General features: G+C 68.3%; 22 protein-coding genes. 7 read left to right on the top strand and 15 right to left on the bottom strand.

The genetic code is table 11. The annotated features are described in order from the left end of the window. The first annotated feature begins 65 nt into the window (after positions 1–65). The 4 genes from ACFWU2_RS18205 to ACFWU2_RS18220 are packed head-to-tail and all read left to right on the top strand — an operon-like array spanning position 66 to position 3,330. Entirely contained in the window at positions 66–989 is a 924-nt protein-coding gene (locus tag ACFWU2_RS18205; RefSeq protein ID WP_378608910.1) for a metal ABC transporter substrate-binding protein, read from the top strand. After that, on the top strand, positions 986–1,750 hold the full coding sequence (locus ACFWU2_RS18210) for a metal ABC transporter ATP-binding protein (protein WP_378608913.1): 765 nt from the start codon (positions 986–988) through the stop codon (positions 1,748–1,750). The genes ACFWU2_RS18205 and ACFWU2_RS18210 overlap by 4 nt, the downstream gene beginning before the upstream one ends. Next, positions 1,750–2,631, top strand: coding sequence for a metal ABC transporter permease (locus ACFWU2_RS18215; RefSeq protein WP_378608916.1), 882 nt, complete (start codon positions 1,750–1,752; stop codon positions 2,629–2,631). Before ACFWU2_RS18210 ends, ACFWU2_RS18215 begins: the two co-directional genes overlap by 1 nt. Before the next feature lie 9 nt (positions 2,632–2,640). Then, positions 2,641–3,330, top strand: coding sequence for a metal-dependent transcriptional regulator (locus ACFWU2_RS18220; protein ID WP_378608919.1), 690 nt, complete (start codon positions 2,641–2,643; stop codon positions 3,328–3,330). Positions 3,331–3,334: 4 nt separating this feature from the next. Here ACFWU2_RS18220 and truB read toward each other — a convergent pair whose 3' ends face one another. The 11 genes from truB to rimP all read right to left on the bottom strand — a co-directional run bounded on the left by truB (position 3,335) and on the right by rimP (position 14,346). Next, positions 3,335–4,255, bottom strand: coding sequence for a tRNA pseudouridine(55) synthase TruB (gene truB, locus ACFWU2_RS18225; protein ID WP_378608922.1), 921 nt, complete (start codon positions 4,253–4,255; stop codon positions 3,335–3,337). 3 nt (positions 4,256–4,258) lie between these two features. Continuing rightward, positions 4,259–4,921 (bottom strand): 4'-phosphopantetheinyl transferase Npt, encoded by a 663-nt coding sequence (gene npt, locus ACFWU2_RS18230; protein ID WP_378609496.1) that lies wholly within the window; start codon positions 4,919–4,921, stop codon positions 4,259–4,261. A gap of 41 nt (positions 4,922–4,962) precedes the next feature. After that, complete coding sequence (locus tag ACFWU2_RS18235) at positions 4,963–5,901, bottom strand: metallophosphoesterase family protein (RefSeq protein WP_378608944.1); 939 nt, start codon at positions 5,899–5,901, stop codon at positions 4,963–4,965. A 5-nt stretch (positions 5,902–5,906) separates the two neighbouring features. After that, a complete protein-coding gene (locus ACFWU2_RS18240; RefSeq protein ID WP_378608947.1) occupies positions 5,907–7,277 on the bottom strand; it encodes an MATE family efflux transporter in 1,371 nt (456 codons plus the stop codon). Beyond that, complete coding sequence (locus ACFWU2_RS18245; RefSeq protein WP_378609499.1) at positions 7,274–8,239, bottom strand: bifunctional oligoribonuclease/PAP phosphatase NrnA; 966 nt, start codon at positions 8,237–8,239, stop codon at positions 7,274–7,276. The genes ACFWU2_RS18240 and ACFWU2_RS18245 overlap by 4 nt, the downstream gene beginning before the upstream one ends. Positions 8,240–8,297: 58 nt before the next feature. Next, positions 8,298–8,756, bottom strand: a complete 459-nt coding sequence (rbfA, locus tag ACFWU2_RS18250; RefSeq protein ID WP_169620594.1) for a 30S ribosome-binding factor RbfA — start codon at positions 8,754–8,756, stop codon at positions 8,298–8,300. Between the two features lie 58 nt (positions 8,757–8,814). Continuing rightward, positions 8,815–9,105, bottom strand: coding sequence for a DUF503 domain-containing protein (locus ACFWU2_RS18255; protein WP_169620593.1), 291 nt, complete (start codon positions 9,103–9,105; stop codon positions 8,815–8,817). Positions 9,106–9,190: 85 nt separating this feature from the next. Next, positions 9,191–12,163, bottom strand: coding sequence for a translation initiation factor IF-2 (infB, locus tag ACFWU2_RS18260; protein WP_378608950.1), 2,973 nt, complete (start codon positions 12,161–12,163; stop codon positions 9,191–9,193). A 163-nt stretch (positions 12,164–12,326) separates the two neighbouring features. After that, positions 12,327–12,680, bottom strand: a complete 354-nt coding sequence (locus tag ACFWU2_RS18265) for a YlxR family protein (protein WP_378608952.1) — start codon at positions 12,678–12,680, stop codon at positions 12,327–12,329. Between the two features lie 44 nt (positions 12,681–12,724). After that, on the bottom strand, positions 12,725–13,753 hold the full coding sequence (gene nusA / locus ACFWU2_RS18270; RefSeq protein WP_378608955.1) for a transcription termination factor NusA: 1,029 nt from the start codon (positions 13,751–13,753) through the stop codon (positions 12,725–12,727). Beyond that, positions 13,750–14,346: a ribosome maturation factor RimP gene (rimP, locus tag ACFWU2_RS18275; RefSeq protein WP_378608958.1), complete on the bottom strand. Its 597-nt coding sequence runs from the start codon at positions 14,344–14,346 to the stop codon at positions 13,750–13,752. Before rimP ends, nusA begins: the two co-directional genes overlap by 4 nt. Positions 14,347–14,501: 155 nt before the next feature. On the opposite strand from rimP, the gene ACFWU2_RS18280 reads away from it, so the two are divergent. Both ACFWU2_RS18280 and ACFWU2_RS18285 read left to right on the top strand, forming a co-directional pair. Beyond that, positions 14,502–14,999, top strand: a complete 498-nt coding sequence (locus ACFWU2_RS18280) for a hypothetical protein (protein WP_378608961.1) — start codon at positions 14,502–14,504, stop codon at positions 14,997–14,999. After that, a complete protein-coding gene (locus tag ACFWU2_RS18285) occupies positions 14,996–15,439 on the top strand; it encodes a ferritin-like domain-containing protein (protein ID WP_378608963.1) in 444 nt (147 codons plus the stop codon). The genes ACFWU2_RS18280 and ACFWU2_RS18285 overlap by 4 nt, the downstream gene beginning before the upstream one ends. Before the next feature lie 84 nt (positions 15,440–15,523). Here ACFWU2_RS18285 and ACFWU2_RS18290 read toward each other — a convergent pair whose 3' ends face one another. Continuing rightward, on the bottom strand, positions 15,524–16,501 hold the full coding sequence (locus ACFWU2_RS18290) for a DUF5692 family protein (RefSeq protein WP_378608966.1): 978 nt from the start codon (positions 16,499–16,501) through the stop codon (positions 15,524–15,526). A 161-nt stretch (positions 16,502–16,662) separates the two neighbouring features. Between ACFWU2_RS18290 and ACFWU2_RS18295 the strand changes: the two genes are divergently transcribed. Further along, positions 16,663–17,274: a TetR/AcrR family transcriptional regulator gene (locus ACFWU2_RS18295; RefSeq protein ID WP_378608969.1), complete on the top strand. Its 612-nt coding sequence runs from the start codon at positions 16,663–16,665 to the stop codon at positions 17,272–17,274. A 37-nt stretch (positions 17,275–17,311) separates the two neighbouring features. Here the strand turns inward: ACFWU2_RS18295 and ACFWU2_RS18300 are convergent, their stop codons facing one another. From ACFWU2_RS18300 to ACFWU2_RS18310, 3 genes are all read right to left on the bottom strand, one after another. Continuing rightward, positions 17,312–18,127, bottom strand: coding sequence for a phytanoyl-CoA dioxygenase family protein (locus ACFWU2_RS18300; protein ID WP_378608974.1), 816 nt, complete (start codon positions 18,125–18,127; stop codon positions 17,312–17,314). A gap of 66 nt (positions 18,128–18,193) precedes the next feature. Beyond that, positions 18,194–18,856, bottom strand: coding sequence for an O-methyltransferase (locus ACFWU2_RS18305; RefSeq protein ID WP_378608980.1), 663 nt, complete (start codon positions 18,854–18,856; stop codon positions 18,194–18,196). A 35-nt stretch (positions 18,857–18,891) separates the two neighbouring features. Further along, on the bottom strand, positions 18,892–20,625 hold the full coding sequence (locus ACFWU2_RS18310) for a proline--tRNA ligase (protein WP_378608983.1): 1,734 nt from the start codon (positions 20,623–20,625) through the stop codon (positions 18,892–18,894). Positions 20,626–20,639: the final 14 nt, after the last annotated feature.

Below are 20,639 nucleotides of genomic sequence, written 5' to 3' on the forward strand. Positions count from 1 at the left end.
CGCACGCGCCGGTCGGTCATCCTCGACCGGCTCCGGAGCCCACGTGGACAACATCCGGCACCCGAATGCATAATTTCGGGGTGCCGAAGATTTCCATTGGATGGGTCAAAACCGCCGTTCTGGCGGCAGCCGCCGTCACGCTCGCTGCCTGCGCCTCCCCGACGGACGCCGACGAGCGTCCGTTCGCCCTGACCACGTTCACCGTTATCGCCGACATGACCCGCGCCGTCGCCGGGGACCACGTGCGCGTCGAATCCATCACGAAGCCGGGCGCCGAGGTCCACGGCTACGAGCCGACTCCCAGCGACCTCCGCAACGCCGCCGACGCCGATCTCGTCCTGGACAACGGACTCGGGCTCGAGCGCTGGTTCGAACAGTTCCTCGAAGACGCCGACGCCTCGCACGTCGTCCTCAGCGACGGCGTCGAACCGGTGTACATCACCGGAGACAGCTACGCCGGGCAGGCCAATCCGCACGCGTGGATGTCACCGCGGAGCGCACAGATCTATGTCGACAACATCGCCGCCGCGTTGTCCGATCTCGCACCCGAACACGCAGACGAATTCGCGGCGAACGCGTCCGCGTACAAAGCCGAACTCGCGGCACTCCACGACGAACTGATCGCCGGTGTCTCGGCACTGCCGGAGGAGCAGCGAGCCCTCGTGACGTGCGAGGGCGCGTTCAGTTACCTGGCCCGCGACGCAGGGTTGCGAGAGGCCTACCTGTGGCCGGTCAACGCGGACCAGCAGGGCACGCCCCAGCAGGTCGCCCGGACCGTCGACTTCGTGCGCGACAACAGGGTCCCCGCCGTGTTCTGCGAATCGACCGTGTCGGACAAGGCGCAACAGCAGGTCGCGGCAGACACAGGGGCGCGATTCGGCGGCACCCTCTACGTCGATTCGCTGTCCGGCCCTGACGGTCCCGTCCCGACCTACCTGGACCTGCTGCGGCACGACATCTCGACGATCACGGCAGGATTGACACAATGACGGCACCCGCACTGGACATCGATACGGTCACCGTCCGCTACGACACCGTCACCGCGCTCGACCGGGTGTCCCTGAGCTTGTCGCCGGGAACGGTGTGCGGTCTCGTCGGAACCAACGGCTCCGGCAAGTCGACCCTCTTCAAGACGATCATGGGTCTGGTCCGGCCCGTGTCGGGGCGCGTGTCCATCGCGGGCGAATCCACGGTGGTCGCGCGCCGGACCGGCGCAGTGGCGTATGTGCCGCAATCGGAGGCCGTCGACTGGGATTTCCCGATCGGCGTGCGGGAAGTGGTGATGACCGGTCGCTACGGGCACCAGGGATTCATGCGCCGGCCGCGGCCGGCGGACCGCGCGGCGGTCGAGTCCGCACTCGACCGAGTCGGCATGACCGACTTCGCGACCCGACAGATCGGCCAGCTCTCCGGAGGTCAGCGCAAACGCGTGTTCGTGGCGCGCGCGATCGCGCAGGAAGCTCCGCTGCTCCTGCTCGACGAACCGTTCGCCGGGGTGGACGCGAAGACGCAACAGGCACTGACAGCGGTGATCCGCGACCTCGCGGCCTCGGGACGCGCAGTCCTCGTCGCCACACACGACCTCACCGGGCTGCCGGTTCTCTGCGACGAAGCCGTGCTGCTGCAACGACGTCTCCTCCTCCACGGTCCACCCGAGGAGGTGTTGCGTCCCGAGAACCTGGCGCTCGCATTCGGCGCTTCCCCCACCGAGTCCCCGGCGAGTGCGCCGGTCGCGCGAGAGGTGCAGTGATGGTGGATCTCCTTGTCGATCCTCTGCAGTACGGATTCATGCAGCGCGCGCTGATCGTGGCGGTCGCCGCGACAGTGGTGTGCGCGTTGCTCAGCTGCTGGCTCGTCCTGATCGGCTGGTCGCTCATGGGCGACGCCGTCTCGCACGCGGTCCTGCCCGGTGTCGTGCTCGCCTATCTCGTCGGGGCACCCTTCGCGCTGGGTGCCCTGCTGTTCGCCGGGATCGCGGTCGCCTTGATCGGACTCGTGCGCAGCACAAGCCGTGTGAAGGAAGACGCGGCGATCGGAATCGTGTTCACCACGCTCTTCGCGCTCGGTGTCGTGCTGATCTCGAAGAATCCCAGCCAGATCGACTTGAACCACGTACTTTTCGGCAATCTGCTGGGACTTGCCTCGAGCGACGTCTGGCAGGTGTCGGCGCTCGCGGCGGTGGTGCTGATCGTGCTGGTCGTCAAGCGCCGCGACCTGACATTGTTCGCGTTCGATCGGGTGCAGGCGCACGCCCTGGGTATCTCGCCCGGCAGGTTGTCGGCTCTCCTGCTCGCACTGCTGGCCGTGACCATCGTCAGCGCGATCCAGGCCGTCGGCGTCATTCTGGTCGTGGCGATGCTCATCATTCCGGGAGCAACCGCGTACCTGCTCACCGATCGCCTCGCGCGGATGCTCCTCATCGCTCCCGTCCTCGCGGTCGTGGCCTCGATCGTCGGGGTGTACACGAGTTACTACACCGACGCCGCGACCGGTGGTGTCGTCGTGCTGGCGCAGGCAGTGGTGTTCGCGGCCGTATACCTGTTCTCGCCGCGCCACGGAGTGATCACCAAAGCGATCCGGCATCGCACCGGCGCCGGCGACGCGGGTGAATCCGTGCTGCCGGTTACCTAAACTGAACGCGTGACGGACACGAGCGAGACCACCGCGACCGAGACCCTGTCCTCGGTGGCCCAGGACTATTTGAAGATCATCTGGACGGTCCAGGAGTGGTCCGGGGAGAAGATCTCCACCAAACTGCTTGCCGAGAAACTCGGAGTGTCGGCGTCGACCGTGTCCGAAGCGGTACGGCGCCTGGCCGATCAGGGCCTGCTCGACCACGCTCGCTACGGATCGATCTCGCTCACCGACGCAGGCCGGACCGCTGCCGTCTCGATGGTGCGGCGGCACCGCCTCATCGAGACGTTCCTCGTCCAGGAACTCGGCTACGGCTGGGACGAAGTCCACGACGAAGCCGAGGTGCTCGAGCACGCGGTGTCCGAACGGATGGTCGCCGCAATCGACGCCAAGCTCGGTTACCCGGAACGCGACCCCCACGGCGACCCCATCCCGTCGCACGACGGCCGTATCCCGGCGCCGCCCGCCCGTCCCCTCACCACGTTCACCGACGGCGAGCACGGGCGGGTCGCCCGCATCTCCGACGCCGACCCCGCGATGCTGCGCTACTTCGACGAAGTCGGCATCGCCCTCGACACCGACATCCGCGTGGTCGAACGACGAGATTTCGCCGGAACGGTATCGATCCGGATCGGCACCGAGGGCCGCACCGTGGACCTGGGCACCCCTGCCGCAGGCGCGGTCTGGCTCGTCTGAGCCGTCACATGTTCGCGGGCCGGACCACGAACACCGACGCCGCGCGACGCCCCTTCTCCTGGACCAGCGCTGCCGCGCGCCCGTGCTCGTCCACCGCCGCGTAGACCCCCTCGATCCCCACGGGTTCGAGCCAGCGTCCGTTAGCGAGCACTGCTGCCTCGTCGTCGCTCACGGTCCGGCACTCGAACGCGGTGCGGATCGCCTCGTCGATGCCGAGACTCGGCACGGGATCGTCCGCGAGTTCCTCGAGGGTGCGCGCATGTTCGAGGCCGAACGGGCCCACCCGGGTGCGGCGCAGTGCCGTCAGGTGGCCCCCGACGCCCAGGGTGGCCCCGAGGTCACGGGCGAGGGCGCGAATGTAGGTTCCCGACGAGCAGTCCACCTCGACATCGAGGTCGACGAAGGCACCGTCGTCGCGGCGCGCGAGCACGTCGAACCGCGACACCGTCACCGGCCGTGCGGGGATCTCGACGGTCTCACCCTCCCGCATGCGGGCATAGGCGCGTTTACCGTCGATCTTGATGGCACTCACGCTCGCCGGAATCTGCTCGATGTCGCCGGTCAGCGTCTCCATCACTGCGGCGATCTGCTCGTCCGTGACAGCCGACGCATCCGACGTCTCCACGACGTCGCCTTCGGCGTCGTCGGTGACCGTGCTCTGGCCGAGCCGGATCGTCGCGGTATAAGACTTGGTGGTCAGCGACAACAGCCCGAGAAGCTTGGTGGCCCGCTCGACGCCCAGCACGAGCACACCCGTGGCCATCGGATCGAGAGTCCCGGCGTGCCCGACCTTGCGGGTGCCGAGCAGGCGTCGGCACCGCGCCACCACATCGTGGCTGGTCATCCCCGCAGGTTTGTCGACGACGAGCAGGCCCGCGCGGGCGACGGCAGGATTGTCGGAGAATTCGTGGGTTCGGTCGGTCATCGTTCAGCGCACCGTGATCGCGGTGAGGACGAGACCGTCGGCGACGAGCCAGCGTCCGTCGAATCCGGTCAGCGGTGGGCCGTCCGGCGTGTCGCCGGGCACCAGAATCCGGGAGTGGAAAGTGCCGGCCACGGCATCGGAGGTGGTGTCGCGCTCGAACGTGATGTGCGCGTCCTCGAACCCGAGCCACCGGCCGGTGAGCGGGAACCATGCCTTGTAGGTGGCTTCCTTCGCGCAGAACAGCAGACGGTCCCAATGCAGGTCGTCGCCCGCCGACGCGAGCCATTCCCGCTCCGGTTCGAGGCTGACCGCGGGCAGAACGCCGTCGGGAAGCACGTCGTGGGGCTCTGCGTCGATCCCCAGCGACCGCACCTGCAGCGAGTAGCCGAGTACCGCGGCCCGGTACCCGTCGCAGTGGGTGAGACTGCCCACGAGCCCACGCGGCCACACCGGAGCCCCCCGTTCCCCCCTCAGGATGGGGCCGGGTTCGACACCGAGGTGCCGCATCGCTTGCCGGGCACAGTGCCGGGCACCGGCGAACTCCCGCCGGCGCTTGTCCACCGCGCGTGCGACGAGCGGTTCCTCCTGCGGATGCGGTCGCAGTCCCGGCGGGTCGGAGAACATTTCCGCAGCGGCGACACCCTCCGGCACGATGCGCGATAGCAGCGCCGCGTGTGTCTCGACCTGTTCTCCGGCGGACGGCTCGGTCACCGCAACTCCCTCTGTCGTTGTGCTCGCATCTTCTCGGCTTCGGCTTCCATCTCGGGTGTCACGGTGAAGTGACCGCCCCACTTGTTCAGGCTTCCCGGCGGGTAGTCCGGCACCGGCAGGATCTGCCGGAGAAGCCGATCGGGCAGTCCGCGCCGCTGCCATTCCCTCGGGTAGCCGACCGACACCTCTTCGAAGCGGACCCCGTCGTAGTACGTCGTACGGGGAATGTGCAGGTGGCCGTAGACGCTGCACAGCGCGCGGTAGCGCAGATGCCAGTCGGCCGTCTCGGTGGTCCCGCACCACAGGGCGAACTCGGGGTAGAACAGCATCCGGGTGGGTTCACGCACCAGCGGGAAGTGATTGATCAGCACAGTGGGCAGGGCCGGATCGAGCGCGTCGAGCCGAGCGCGGGTCTGTTCCACCCGCACCGCGCACCACGTGTCCCGGGTGACATACGGGTCGGGCCGCAACAGGAACTCGTCGGTCGCGACGACGTTGCGGTCGCGTGCGACGGTGAGGCCCTCGGCCTTGGTGGTGGTGCCGTCGGGCAGGAACGAGTAGTCGTACAGCAGGAACATCGGCACGAGTACTACCGGTCCCCCCTCGCCTTCCCAGACCGGATAGGGATCTTCGGGCGTGAGCACGCCGAGTTCGCGGCACATCGTGACGAGGTAGTCGTAGCGGGCCACCCCGTGCATCTGCACGGGATCCTTCGCGGTGGTCCACAATTCGTGGTTGCCCGGCACCCAGATGACCTTCGCGAACCGGCTGCTCAGCAGCGACAGAGCCCAGCGGATGTCGTCCGTCTTCTCCGACACGTCACCGGCCACGATCAGCCAGTCGTCGGGCGACTCCGGATACAGGTCTTCGGTGACCGGCCGGTTGCCTCGATGGCCCACATGGATATCGCTGATCGCCCACAGCTTCGCTGCCACCGGCATTAACCTCCCGACTCGTTGTGCACGCCGACCTGCCGGTCCGCGCCCGTCACCGCCCATCGACCCGAGACCGTGCGTCCCACGACGGCGAGCATCCGCAACACGATGAACACCGTAAGCCCCGTCCAGATCCCCGCCAGGCCCCAGTCGAAGGCGAGAGAGCACCAGATGAACGGCAGGAACCCGATCAGGGCCGACACCAGCGTTGCCGTACGCAGGAACGCCGCATCGCCCGCACCGAGGAGTACCCCGTCGAGTGCGAAGACGACACCGGCGACCGGCATGATCGCGACGAAGAACCACCATGCCACGTCGATCTGACCGAGTACCGCGAGGTCCGACGTGAACAGGCCCGGAATCACCGTGCGCCCGAGCAGGAACACGACGGCGAGACCGGTAGCGAACAACGCGGACCACGCGGTGACCCGCCACGCGAGCCGGGTGGCACCGCGGCGATCGGCGCCGCCGAGCGCCGCACCGACGAGCGCCTGCGCCGCGATCGCCAGCGAATCCAGCGCGAGCGTCACGAAATTCCACAGTTGCAGAACCACCTGGTGACCGGCGACCGCTGCGGCGCCGAACCGTGCGGCCACGGCCGCGGCGGAGAGAAAGCACGCCTGAAATGCCAGGCTGCGGGCGATCAGATCCCGTCCGAGGCGTAACTGGGCGCCGATCACCTCGGGCCGGGGCCGCAGCGGCACGCCCGACCGCAACAGCGCCAGGACGAACAGCGTGGCGGAGACCGTCTGGCCGAGCACGTTCGCGACGGCGGAGCCGACGAGTTCCCATCGCGGTGCTCCCAGCAGGCCGTGCACCAGCACGGGACACAACACTGCGGACAGGGCGAGACCTGCGATCACGTATCGCAGCGGCCGGAAATTGTCCTGCACTCCCCGCATCCAGCCGTTGCCGGCCATACCGATGAGGATCAGAGGCACTCCGAACAGTGCCACCCGCAGCCACGACACGGCTTCGGCGGCGATCTCGTCGTCACCTGCGATCAGGCGCGAGACGGGGCCGGCGAGGATCTGCCCGGCCAGCAGAATGAGCAACCCGACTCCGACGGCGAGCCAGGTCGCCTGGACGCCCTCACCGACGGCGTCGTCGTGGCGGCGGGCGCCGTGGAGTCGCGCCGATCGGGCGGTGGTGCCGTACGACAGAAAGGTCAACTGTGTGCTGACCGTGGCCAGGACGAGCCCGCCGATCGCGAGTCCCGCGAGCGGCAACGCACCGAGGCGTCCCACCACAGCGATGTCGAAGAGCAGGTACAGCGGTTCGGCGGCGAGGACGCCGAGCGCGGGTAGGGCCAGACCGAGAATGCGACGGCCGGAGATCTCCGGCGTCGCGGTGTGTCCCGTGGGTTCCGTCGTCACCCGAGAACGCCACGCAGTGCAGCCACCACCGAGTCCGGTGTGCCGTGCGCGGTGTAGCCGGCTGCGAACGCATGGCCGCCACCGCCGAGGTCGGTTGCGGCTGCGGATACATCCACTGCGGTCTTCGACCGGAGCGACACCGTCCACACTTCGGTTCCGACCTCCTTGAACACCGCGGCGACCTCCGCTTCTGCGGTGGTCCGCACGATGTCGATCACGCTCTCGACCTCCTCCGAACCGAGGTGTGCCGAGTCGGCGCGACGAACGAATGCGTAGACCAGTCCCCTGCCCCGCGCCGCCTCGGGCACCAGGGTCGCGGACGCCAGCACCGACGAGAGCATCGGCAACCATCCGAAGGGGTGGGTATCGAGGAGTCCGCGGGTGATCGCGGATCCGTCGATGCCGGTCGCGAGAAGACGTGCCGCGAGGAGATGCGACGCAGGCCGGCCCCAGCGAAACGAACCGGTGTCCGTCACGAGCCCGGCGTACAGGCAATGTGCGAGGTCCGCGTCGAGCACGACACCCCACTCGTCGAACAGGTCGGCCAGCACCACGGCGGTGGCCTCCGCGTCCGGCACGATGAGGTTGTCGGTCCCGAACCGGGTGTTGGACACGTGATGGTCGATGACCAGGGTGCGCGCAGCACCCGCCAGGCGGTCACGCAGGTCGCCGAGACGCCCCGCCGTTCCGCAATCGACCGTCACCACGAGGTCCGCGTCCCGGCGCACCGCCGCGACGGGCGTAACCAGGTGCCCGCCGGGCAGCGAGCGCATCGACTCCGGTACCTCTGCGGGCGCGGCGAAGGCCACCTGCACAGCGACACCCCGCCGCTCGAGCGCGAGACCGAGTGCGAGGCCGCTGCCGAGGGTGTCGGCGTCGGGCTGCACGTGGCACAGCACCGTCACCGTGGCCGCGGCGTCGAGCAGGGCCACTGCGCCCGGCAGGTCGACCGAGGCCCCCACTGCGGACGCGGTGGCGTCCGCGCGAGGAGCACCGGACCTCGGTTCGCTGCTCGGCTCGTTACTCGGCGTCGTCACCGGTGTCACGCTCACGGGGCTCCTTGTACGGATCGGGATCGCCGGCGGGGACTGCACCCTCGCGGGCGCGGGCCACATCCTCGTCGGCTGCGCGTGCCCGCGCAAGCAGCTCCTCCATCTGCCGTGCGGTGTCCGGCACGGTGTCGGTAACGAAGGTCAGGCTCGGGGTGAAGCGCACACCGGTGCCCGCACCGACCATGGTTCGCAGAACGCCCTTGGCTTTCTCGAGACCGGCGGCGGCTGCCTCCACATCAGGTTCGGTGTCGAGGTCGGCACCGCGCACCGTGTAGTAGACGGTCGCGTCGTGCAGGTCGGCGGTGACCTTCGCGTCGGTGATCGTCACGAACTCGAGCCGCGGATCCTTGATCTCGGTACCGATCGCCGTGGCCACGATGGTGGCAATGCGCTTGGCGAGTCGGCGGGCCCGTGCTGGATCGGCCATGTCGTTCGTTCCTCTCCTCGGCCACCGGTGCCGGTGGCCTTGATCTCCGTCGGCCGGGTCAATCCTCCGGACCGAACAATCTTCGTCTGGTGGACAGCAGGTCGAGTTCGGGGCGCTGTGCGACCAGTCGCTCGCAGGTGTCCAGTATGTCGCGCACGTGCGCGAAGTCGGGTGCGACCACCGCCACAGCCAGGGTGGAGCGCCGATAGAGGTCGTGCTCGCCGGTTTCCGCGACGGACACACCGAAGCGACGCAATTCGGCGAGGACCGGCCGGATGTACGACCGCTTCTCCTTGAGCGAATGCACATCTCCGAGCAGGATGTCCAGCTCGAGCGCTCCCAGGTACATCCGCATCCTCGGTGTCGGTGGTGTCGTCCCGACACGCCCGTGGCGGCGAACGACGAATCGTTCGCCGCCACAGGCGCGGGATATATCAGTCGCGCGGCTTCTCGCGAAGCTCGTACGCCTCGATCACGTCGCCGACCTTGATGTCGGAGTAGGTGACCGTCAAACCACACTCGTAGCCCTCGCGGACCTCGGTGACATCGTCCTTCTCGCGTCGCAGCGACGAGATGGTGATCGTCTCGGCGACAACATTGTTGTCGCGGAGCAGACGAGCCTTCGCGTTGCGCTTGACGATGCCGGACTGCACGAGGCAACCCGCGATGTTGCCGACCTTCGACGACTTGAAGATCGCACGGATCTCGGCGCGGCCGAGCTCGACCTCCTCGTAGACCGGCTTGAGCATGCCCTTGAGAGCCTTCTCCACCTCGTCGATCGCCTGGTAGATGATCGAGTAGTAGCGGATGTCGACGCCCTCGCGGTTCGCCAGCTCCGTCGCCTTGCCTTCGGCGCGGACGTTGAAGCCGATGATCACCGCGTTGGACGCAGCTGCCAGGTTGACGTTGGTCTCGGTGATGCCACCGACACCGCGGTCGATGACCCGCAGACGCACCTCGTCGTCGATCTCGATACCCATGAGGGCCTCTTCGAGGGCCTCGACGGTACCGGAGTTGTCGCCCTTGAGGATGAGGTTGAGCTCGTTGTGCTCCTTGAGAGCGGCATCGAGATCCTCGAGGCTGATCCGCTTACGGCTCTTCGCAGCGAGCGCATTGCGCTTGCGTGCGTTGCGCCGGTCGGCGATCTGGCGAGCGATACGGTCCTCGTCGACGACAACCAGGTTGTCGCCGGCGCCGGGCACCGACGTGAAGCCGATGACCTGGACGGGCCGCGACGGAAGCGCCTCGAGGACGTCCTCGCCGTGCTCGTCGACCATTCGCCGGACGCGACCGTAGGCGTCGCCGGCGACGATGGAGTCGCCGACCCGCAGCGTGCCGCGCTGGACCAGCACCGTGGCGACCGGACCGCGACCGCGGTCGAGGTGCGCCTCGATGGCGACGCCCTGCGCCTCCATGTCGGGGTTGGCCCGCAGATCGAGCGATGCGTCTGCCGTGAGCAGCACCGCTTCGAGCAGCTGGTCGATGTTCAGCCCCTGCTTCGCCGAGATGTCGACGAACATGGTGTCGCCGCCGTACTCCTCGGTGACAAGGCCGTACTCGGTGAGCTGCTGACGGATCTTGTCCGGGTTCGCGCCCTCCTTGTCGATCTTGTTCACCGCGACCACGATCGGCACGTCGGCCGCCTGGGCGTGGTTGATCGCTTCCACCGTCTGCGGCATGACACCGTCGTCGGCCGCGACCACGAGGATCGCGATGTCGGTGGACTTCGCGCCACGGGCACGCATGGCGGTGAACGCCTCGTGACCCGGGGTGTCGATGAAGGTGATCAGGCGATCGTCACCGTTGAGATGTGTGAGCACCTGGTAGGCACCGATGTGCTGCGTGATGCCGCCGGCCTCGCCCTCGCGGACCTTGGCCTGACGGATCGTGTCGAGCAGTCGGGTCTTGCCGTGGTCGACGTGACCCATGACGGTGACCACGGGCGGACGCTGCTGGAGGTCTTCCTCGCCGCCCTCGTTCTCGCCGTACTGAATGTCGAACGACTCGAGCAGTTCACGGTCCTCGTCTTCGGGGGAGACGACCTGCACGACGTAGTTCATCTCCGAGCCGAGCAGCTCGAGGGTCTCGTCGTTCACGGACTGAGTGGCCGTGACCATCTCACCGAGGTTGAACAGTGCCTGCACGAGTGCAGCGGGGTTCGCGTCGATCTTCTCGGCGAAGTCGGACAGCGATGCGCCACGAGCGAGCCGGATGGTCTCGCCGTTGCCACGCGGCAACCGCACGCCACCGACCGACGGCGCCTGCATCGAATCGTATTCCTGCCGCTTCTGCCGCTTCGACTTGCGACCACGACGCGGAGCACCACCGGGGCGACCGAACGCACCGGCTGCGCCGCCACGGCCACGACCGCCGGCGCCACCGCCGCCGGGACGACCACGGAAGCCACCGGGAGCGCCTGCTCCTGCGGGTGCGCCGCCACCGGCGCCACCACCGCGGTAGCCGCCGCCACCGCCGGCGCCGCCACCGGGACGACCGCCCGGAGCACCGCCGGGACGACCCGGACGCCCGGCCGGAGCCGGACGTGCAGCCCGCTGCGGCATGGCACCGGGGTTGGGGCGAGGGGGCATCGAACCCGGCGTCGGGCGAGGTCCGCCCTGACCGGGAGCCGGACGGGGACCGCCCTGGCCGGGAGCCGGACGGGGTCCGCCCTGACCTGCGGCGGGACGACCCTGGCCGGGAGCCGGGCGGGGACCGCCCTGACCTGCGGCGGGACGACCCTGGCCGGGAGTCGGGCGGGGACCGCCGGGACGCGGAGCCGGACGCTCTGCCGGAGCAGACGAGTACGGGTTGTTACCAACGCGCGGGGCCTTGGGGCCGGGACGCGGGCCTGCCGGCTTGGGACCGGGCTTGGCCGACGGAGCCTGCGGGGATGCTGCCGCAGCGGGTGCCGCTGCTTCGGGACCCGACGCAGCCGGAGCCTCGGCAGCCGGAGCGGCCGGTGCCTGCGCGGCCGGAGCGGCCGGAGCCTGCGCGGCCGGAGCCGGAGCTGCGGGAGCCGGCTTGGGAGCGACCGGCTTGGGAGCGCCGGGCTTCGGCCGCGAACCGGCGGCCGGGCTCGGAGCCGGTGTGGTCTCGGCCGGCGCGGTCTCCGCCGGTGTTGTTTCGGGGGCCGGGGCTGCAGCCGCCGGCGCGGGTGCTGCCGGGCGCGGACCCGGACGGGGTCCTCCGCCGGGACGCGGTCCCGGGGTGGGTGCGGCCTTACCGGCCGTAGCGCCGTCTTCCTTCGCGCTGCCGAACGATTCGCGCAAACGACGCGCAACCGGGGGCTCGACGGTCGAAGACGCCGACTTCACGAACTCGCCCTGCTCCTTGAGCCGTGCGAGTAGTTCCTTACTGGTGACACCGAGTTCTTTAGCCAACTCGTGCACGCGGGCCTTGCCTGCCACTGCTCTCCTCACTGATGAGGTCGAGCCGGCCAATGCCCGCACGACCTCGGGTTATCTCCGATGGACGTTCATCGCTGGTGCTTCACGGTGTGCTCATGAGTGTTCGTACCTGTTCTTCTCAGAGTTCGATGTCACTGTTGGTGCCTCGTCGCCGATCTCACTGTCACGCAGTCCGGTGACAATCGCCGGACTCCGCCACGTTCTGTGAGCTCGCCGCCGCGGACCCGACCAGCTGATCCAGCGCCGCTGTATCCGGGTTTCCGGATACTTTGAGTGCTCTGCCGAATGCTCGGCGCCGAACGGCCTGACCCAGGCACTCCGGGGTGGGGTGCAACCATGCACCTCGCCCGGTAAGCCTGTGCCCGGGGTCGGGAACCACGACGAACATTCGTGATTCGTGCTCGCGTGCCACGACCCTCAGCAGCTCGGCAGCCAGCGTTCGCTGCCGACAACCGATACAGGTACGCACCGAGCCGGTGCGCGACCCATGGGCCGAGGGCAGTTCATGCTGAACCATCGACCACTCTACCGTTGTTTTGCGAAGAATCCCGCATTCCACGCCTACCTGCCTGTCGGCGCGTTACCGGAAGCCTCGTTCGTGGCGGGTGCGGCGTCACTGCGGATGTCGATTCGCCAGCCGGTCAGGCGTGCTGCCAGGCGGGCATTCTGACCCTCTTTGCCGATGGCCAGGGACAACTGGAAATCGGGCACCACGACGCGCGCGGCGCGTGCCTCGGGGTCGACGACCGTGACCGATACCACCTTCGACGGCGACAGGGCATTTCCGACGAACTTCGCAGGGTCCTCGTCGTAGTCGATGATGTCGATCTTTTCCTCGCCCAGTTCGCGCATCACGTTGCGCACGCGCTGACCCATGGGCCCGATGCACGCACCCTTCGCGTTGAGGCCCGGAACGAGCGAATGCACGGCAATCTTCGACCGGTGACCGGACTCGCGGGCGACCGCGACGATCTCCACCGAGCCGTCGGCGATCTCGGGCACCTCGAGCGCGAACAACTTGCGAACCAGGTTCGGGTGCGTGCGCGAGAGCGTGATCTGCGGTCCGCGCTGGCCGCGGGACACGCCCACGACGTAGCACTTGATGCGGTCGCCGTGCTCGTACGTCTCGCCGGGGACCTGCTCGGCGGGCGGGATGAGCCCCTCTGTGCTGGTCGTCTCGCCGCCGATCTTGACCACCACCATGCCGCGGGCGTTCGCGCGGGAGTCGCGCTGGACGACACCGCTGACGATTTCGCCCTCGTGGGTGGCGAACTCGCCGAACCGCTGCTCGTGTTCGGCGTCGCGAATGCGCTGCATGATGACCTGGCGCGCGGTGGTTGCGGCGATGCGGCCGAAGTCCTCGGGGGTGTCGTCCCATTCGGCGACGACGTTGCCGTCCTCGTCACGTTCCTCGGCGAGCACCTGGATCGCGCCGGTCTTGGTGTCGACGGCGACCCTGGCGTGCGGCTGGTGACCGTCCACATGGCGGTACGCCGTCAGCAGCGCGGTTTCCAGCGTCTCGATCAGTTCTTCGAACGGGATGTTCTTCTCGGACTCCAGCATTCGCAGAGCCGCGATCTCGATATTCACTTGTCCAGCCTCGTTTCGTTCACGTCTTCTTCTTCGTCGTCTTCTTCGTCGCCGAGGACCTCGGCGATCTCGCCTGCGGCCGCCCTGCCGTCCGGGAGCCCCCCGGCCAGTTCGAGCTCGCGCGGGTTCGGCTTGGCGAACTCCACCTCGACCGATGCGTGGCGGATCTCACTCAAGGGGATAGCGCGCACGAACGGACCGGCACGATCCGGCAGCACGACGCGGATCTCGTCACCGACCAGTTCTCCCACGCGCGCGACGATCGTCTCGTCGGCGAGCTGGATCTTCGCCTTGCGCCCTTGAGCCCGCCGCCAGTGCCGATCGTGGACGAGCGGGCGGCCTATACCCGGACTGGTCACTTCGAGCATGTAGGGCGCCTCCCCGAAGTCCGACACGGAGTCGAACGCCTCGGAGACCACTCGGCTCAGTCGTGCGGCCTCGTCCAGGCTGAGGCCGGCATCGCTGTCGACGAGCAGCCGGACCGTGCTGTGTTTTCCGGCCGCGGTCACCACCACGTCTTCGAGGTCGTATCCCTCTTCGGCGAGAAGATCGGAGACGAGCTCGACGATCCGTTCCGGGGGCGGCACAGGCATTGCGGGCGGGCTCCTCGTTAAGTTGTGGTCACAGCGGACAGCCGGCCGATACGGATCCGAACCGGCTGGGTCAAGCGTAACGCGCAAATCGAGGTGCCGTGACCAGGCCGCCGTGGTTCGCCACCGGGGTCTGCTGGCACGATGGTGCGGTGCCGATGTCAGTTACCCGTACCACCCTGTCCCGACGAGCGCTGTTGCGATGGTCCTCGGCGACGATCGGCGGGGTCGGTGTCCTGGGAGTCACCGGATGCGGGCTCTCCGACGACGACACCGAATCCGAGCCGGATCCGCTGCTGGCGCAGGCAGCAAGCGCGCGGCGGGATGCCGCGACCGCCCGCGCACTCACGGCCCAGTACCCGGATCGGGCGGGCGCGCTGAGCGTGATCGCCGACGAACGCACCGCGCACGCCGACGCGTTGGATGCGGACGTCGCTCGCATGGCGGGAATCACTGCCGAGACGACCACGTCGGGTGCCTCGTCCACCACTTCTGCGCCCGGCGCGGAGCAGCCCACCATCGAACAGTTGCGGGAAATGCTGGTCCGGTCGCAGCGCAGCGCGGCGGACCTCGCTCGCACGCTCACCGGCTACCGAGCCGGTCTCCTTTCCTCGATCAGCGCCGCATGTGGAGTCCAGACGGAGGTTCTGCTGTGAGTTCCCCGGAGCTCGGGCCCGAGCAACAAGCCCTTGTCGACGCGCTGGAGGCGGAGCATTCGGCCGTCTTCGGGTACGGACTCGTCGCCGCGTTCGCGGACCCCTCCCGTTCGGGTGAGGTCGCCGCCGACACCGCCGCGCACCGTGCCCGACGCGATGCGACCATCGACGCACTCCAGTCCGCCGGAGTAACACCGCCCACCGCCGCGCCCGGGTACACCGTGCCGTTCCCGGTGACCGACCCCGTCGAAGCCGCGCGACTGGCCGTGCAGATCGAGAGCGACACGGCGGTCGCGTGGCGGTCCGTCGTCGAGCGCGCCCGCAGTGAGGCGACGCGCGGAAACGCGCTCGACGCGCTCACCGAAGCCGCTCTGCGCGCTGCCCGCTGGCGTGTCGTGGAAGGGGTTCCCCCGACCGTCGCTTTTCCCGGCCGGCCCTGACAGCGGCGCCGTGGCCGAGCCCGCAGGCTCGACCACGGCGCGTGGTGTGTGCTGCTTGCCCGGCCGGAGCCGGACGCGCGACGGTCAGACCGTCGCCAGTCGGCCCGACTCCCGGGACTCGGGCAGGACCGACGGCGACTCGACCGGGAGGTTCGCGTCGCGCACCTCGCGGTACTGGCGCAGGTGGGTGTACAACTCGTCGCGCAACGGGTTGCGGTGCCGCGTGACGATGGTGAACACCTGGTAGGCCGCGACGGCGATGTTGGCCGCGAGCGACAGGGCCGACACGACGAACAGTGCGGTCGGGTTGTGCGACGACTCGACGGCGAACTGCGACGAGGTGACGAACGTCGGGACCGCCATCGTGAACATCATCCACAGGGCCAGCGTGTGGGCGCGGTGCTGCAGCCAGGCGCCCTTCTTGATGAAGAAGGCGGGGATGGTGCAGGAGATGAGCAGGGCCGCACCGGCGTAGAAGGCGTGGTCACCGACGCAGTTGTAGACATAGGCGAAGTTCCACAGGTCGTACGCGATGATCCAGAACCACATCATGTCGGGCCAGATCATGTCCTTGGACCGGTCGCGCGAGACGATGATGCCGGCCCAGCCGCAGATGGTGACCAGGTTGAGGATCCCGGCGATGCCGTTCATGTAGTTCCACGGACCGCCGACCATGAAGACGCCGTCGTGCATGCCCTGCAGGCCCGCCACCTCGAAGTCGCGAATGACTGCCTCGCCGATGTTGATCGCCAGGATCAGGGCGGGGAACGTCAGCATCCAGCGGTTCTTCGCCAAACGCGGGACGTACCGGATGAGCATGAAGCCCAGGCACCCGATGAGTGCCGAGTACACCTTCACCCAGTGGAACCAGGTGCCCGTCGACGAGCCTGCGCCGGCCGTCGTCGGCCACACGAACAATGTCAGGACGAGAGGCAGCGCCACGAAGAAGCCGAGACCGGCCCACTTCCAGCGGCGCGTCACCTCGTTGAGGGCGATGAGGGCGGCCAGGACGACGCACCACATCACCCAGGAGTACCAGGGAATGGATTCGAACAAGAACATCGAAGCTCCTCTTCGCGGCCCGCGGCGTGCGTGCCGTCCGGATATCTTTCGCGGCCCGCGGCATGCGTGCCGTCCGGATATCTACGGTAGGAAACCCGGCACAGAACGTCACTAGACATCTGACGCGATGTGTCCAGGGACGTCGGGCGGTACCGTGAGCCATGGCCGACGAACGCGCCGATACGCACCGACGTGCAGGTGCACGCGACGCCCTGGCGGCCGCGCTCAAGGCCCGGCTACGGACCGAGCCGCTCGACAAGGTGACGGTGACGGAGCTGACGCGCGACTGCGGACTGACGCGGCAGGCGTTCTACTACCACTTCCCCGACGTGCGGCACCTCGCGGTCTGGGTGTTCGAGAGCGAGGTCGCCGGCCGGGTCCGCGCGTTCGCTTCAGAGGAGGGCTGGGCCGACGGCCTGGTCCGGTTGATGCTGTACATGCGTGACAACCGCTCGTCGACGCTCGGGGTGCTCGACGGGCTGGGCAGATCCGGGCTCGAGCGCTTCCTGTTCGGGCAGATGCGGCCCATCACCGAGGACGTGATGGACCAGGACGGCGGTGGACCGGCGCGCACGCAGGACCGCGTCCTGGTGGTCGACTTCTACACCTCGGCGGTGCTCGCCGTGGTGCTGCGGTGGGTCTCGGACGGCATGGTCGAGCACCCGTACCGCGTGGTCGGCGATCTCGAGATCATGCTGCACGGCGCGGTGCGGGAGTCCGTCCGCCGGCTCGATGCTCGTGCCACGCCCCCGCGGCGAGCTCAGGGCCGGTGACCGGTAGGGGCCGACCTTTCCCGGACAGTCCGGACCTTCACCGGTTCAGTGCGCGCCGCACCGCCATCTCCACCGGGGCAGTGCCGGTGGCGTCGAGCCGGAAGGGTGCGACCGTCTCGATCGGCGGCTGGGCGATGATGCGCGGTGGCCGAATTCCGTTCCCCTGCCCACTGTTCGGCGGTTGCGCGCTGCGCATCGGCTGGGCCGCATGCACCAGGAACGGGTGGCACACGTAGACGTCGCCCGCGGCACCTGTCGCCTCGACCATGGGCCGGGACGGTGCATCGAGCATGCCGTCCTCGTCCATGGCGCGGCACAACTCCAGCAACGAACGCCCGTCGCGGTAGTCGACGAGGTACTCGGGCACGTCGAGGTGGGAACCCACCTTGATCCTGGTGGGAGCGTCGTCCGGTCCTACGTCGGTGAGCAGGAACAGCACCAGCAGACCCCGGCCGCGTGAGCGGAGATCGACGTACGGCCAGGTCTGTCCCTCGACGACGAAACTACCGTCGACGTGCCATCCTGTATCTCCGGGATCGGCGGGATGCGGAAATCGGATGGGAAACGTGCCGAGACCGCGGGGCCGAACCCAGCGGCCGGTTCCCAGCAGACGGTCGTAGACGTCGAGAAGGACCGGCATCGTGGAGGCCTCGACGAACGGTAAATCCCATCGGCCTCCGACCCGCACGACGGGTTCGGTCCAGGTGCCCGGGTCCGATCGGTCTGCGTCGAGGTCTTCCCAGAGGAGGTCGCAGCACCGTTCCGTAGTCTCCCGCGGAACGGCACCTGCGATCCGCAGATATCCCTCTTCGATGAAGCGCTCGGCGTCGGCGGTTTCCCGGATATCGCTCACACGAACAATGTTCGGCGGCCCGGACACCGGGCGCCACCGATTTTCGGCCGGACCGGCAGTACCGGCCTACGGTTGCTGTTCGACGACGAGTGCCAACGCGAAACCGTCCCAGCCCTTGACCCCCACGGTCTGCAACGCCGTGGCGTCGAGACGGGGTTCGGCCGCCAGCACGGCGAGCAGTTCGCGCGATGCGCGGACCTTCGAGTCGTCGTCGTCCGGATCGCTGATCCCACCGGCACGGACCACGTTGTCGACGACGATCACCGTGCCCGGACTCGACAACCGCAGCGCTTCCCGCACGTAGTTGCTGTTGTTCTCCTTGTCGGCATCGATGAACACCAGGTCGAACGGTCCTTCGAGGTGCGGGAGCGTGTCGAGCGCCGCACCGACACGAATGTCGACGCGCGCTCCGACGCCGGAACGGTCGAGGTTGGCACGCGCCACCTCGGCGTGCCGGGGCTCGTACTCGAGGGTCGTCACGTGTCCCGACTCGCCGACCGCGCGTGCCAGCCAGATCGTCGAGTACCCACCGAGCGTGCCTATCTCCAGCACCCGGCGGGCGCCTCGGATTCGGGCCAGCAGGTACAGGAACTTGCCCTGAACCGGCGCGACGTCGATGGGCCGCAGTCCCGCCGCCGCGTTCGCCTCGAGGGCGGCGTCGAGGGCGGGATCGTCGCCTATGAGGAAATCGGCGAGATAAGTGTCGGTCGCGCTCCAGTTCTCGGACATGGGCCCATTCTGACCCACCGGCTCCGAGTACGCGGTCAACGCCCGAGGATCTCCCGTACTGCCTCGCCCACCGGCACCTCGCTCGACTCTCCGGTGAGGCGGTTACGCACTTCGACGTTGCCGTCGGCGAATCCGCGTCCCACCACGACGACCAGGGGCATGCCGAGCAGTTCCGAATCCTTGAACTTCACACCGGGCGACGCTTTGCGATCGTCGAAGAGCACGTCCAGGCCGGCATTCGACAATTCCTCGACCAGGTTCTCCGCACCGGCACGAGCCTGCTCGTCCTTGTTGGCGATGACGACGTGCACATCGAACGGCGCGACCTCGGACGGCCAGCGCAGGCCCTTCTCGTCGTGCTGCTGCTCGGCGATCACAGCCACGAGCCTCGACACGCCGACGCCGTACGACCCCATCGTCGGGCGCACCGGCTTGCCGTTCTCGTTGAGCACATCGACGGCGAACGCGTCGGTGTACTTACGGCCGAGCTGGAAGACGTGGCCGATCTCGATGCCGCGGGCGGACACCAAGGGGCCGGCACCGTCCGGCGACGGGTCACCGTCGCGGACCTCTGCGGCCTCGACCGTGCCGTCGGCGACGAAGTCACGCCCGGCGACGAGCCCGAAGACATGCTTGCCGTGCTCGTCCGCGCCGGTGATCCACGCCGTTCCGTCGACCACGCGCGGGTCGACGAGGTAACGGACGCCGTTGGCAAGCAGCGCCTTCGGACCGATGTAGCCCTTGACGAGGAACGGGTTGGCGGCGAAATCGGACTCGTCGAGTAGCGCGACCTCCGCCGGCTCGAACGACGCCTCGAGACGCTTGTCGTCGACCTCGCGGTCTCCGGGGATGCCGATTCCGACCAGTTCCCACTCCCCGCCGGGCTGTCGAACCTTGACGAGGATGTTCTTCAGGGTTTCGGAGGCGTCGACCTCACGGCCGAGGATCGTGGTGGCCGCCTCGACGAGCGAACCGATCGTCGGGGTGTCCGGGGTGTCGTGGACGACCGCGTCCGGCAGTCCGTCGAACGGAATCGGTGCGGGCGCGAGCGTCTTGACGGCCTCGACGTTGGCGGCGTAACCGGACTCGACACACCGGACGTAGGTGTCCTCACCGACCTCGCTCTCGGCCAGGAACTCCTCCGAAGCGCTGCCGCCCATGGCACCCGACGTCGCGGACACGATCACGTACTTCACGCCCAGGCGGGCGAAGATCCGCTCGTAGGCGTCGCGGTGTGCCCGGTACGACTGTGCGAGGCCCTCGTCAGTGAGATCGAAGCTGTACGAGTCCTTCATCACGAACTCGCGGCCGCGCAGGATGCCGGCGCGGGGGCGCTCCTCGTCGCGGTACTTGGTCTGCACCTGGTAGAGGGTGACCGGGAAGTCCTTGTACGAGTTGTACTCACCCTTGACGGTGAGCGCGAACAGTTCCTCGTGAGTGGGCCCGAGCAGGTAGTCGTTGCCCTTGCGGTCCTGGAGACGGAACAGTCCGGCGCCGTACTCGGTCCAGCGGTTCGACGTCTCGTAGGGCTCGCGCGGCAGCAACGCGGGCAGGGAGATCTCCTGCGCTCCGATGCTGTTCATCTCCTCGCGGACCACTCGCTCGACCTGACGCAGCACCTTCAGCCCCAGTGGCAGCCACGAGTAGATGCCCGGCGCGATCCGCCGCACATACCCGGCCCGGACGAGCAGTTTGTGGCTGGCGACCTCGGCATCGGCCGGGTCGTCGCGGAGAGTGCGGAGGAACAGGTGCGACATGCGAGTGATCACGGTCGATGAGCCTA

Origin of the sequence: Rhodococcus sp. NPDC058639 (assembly GCF_042717545.1) — a bacterium.
In the GTDB taxonomy this organism is placed as follows: domain Bacteria; phylum Actinomycetota; class Actinomycetes; order Mycobacteriales; family Mycobacteriaceae; genus Rhodococcus.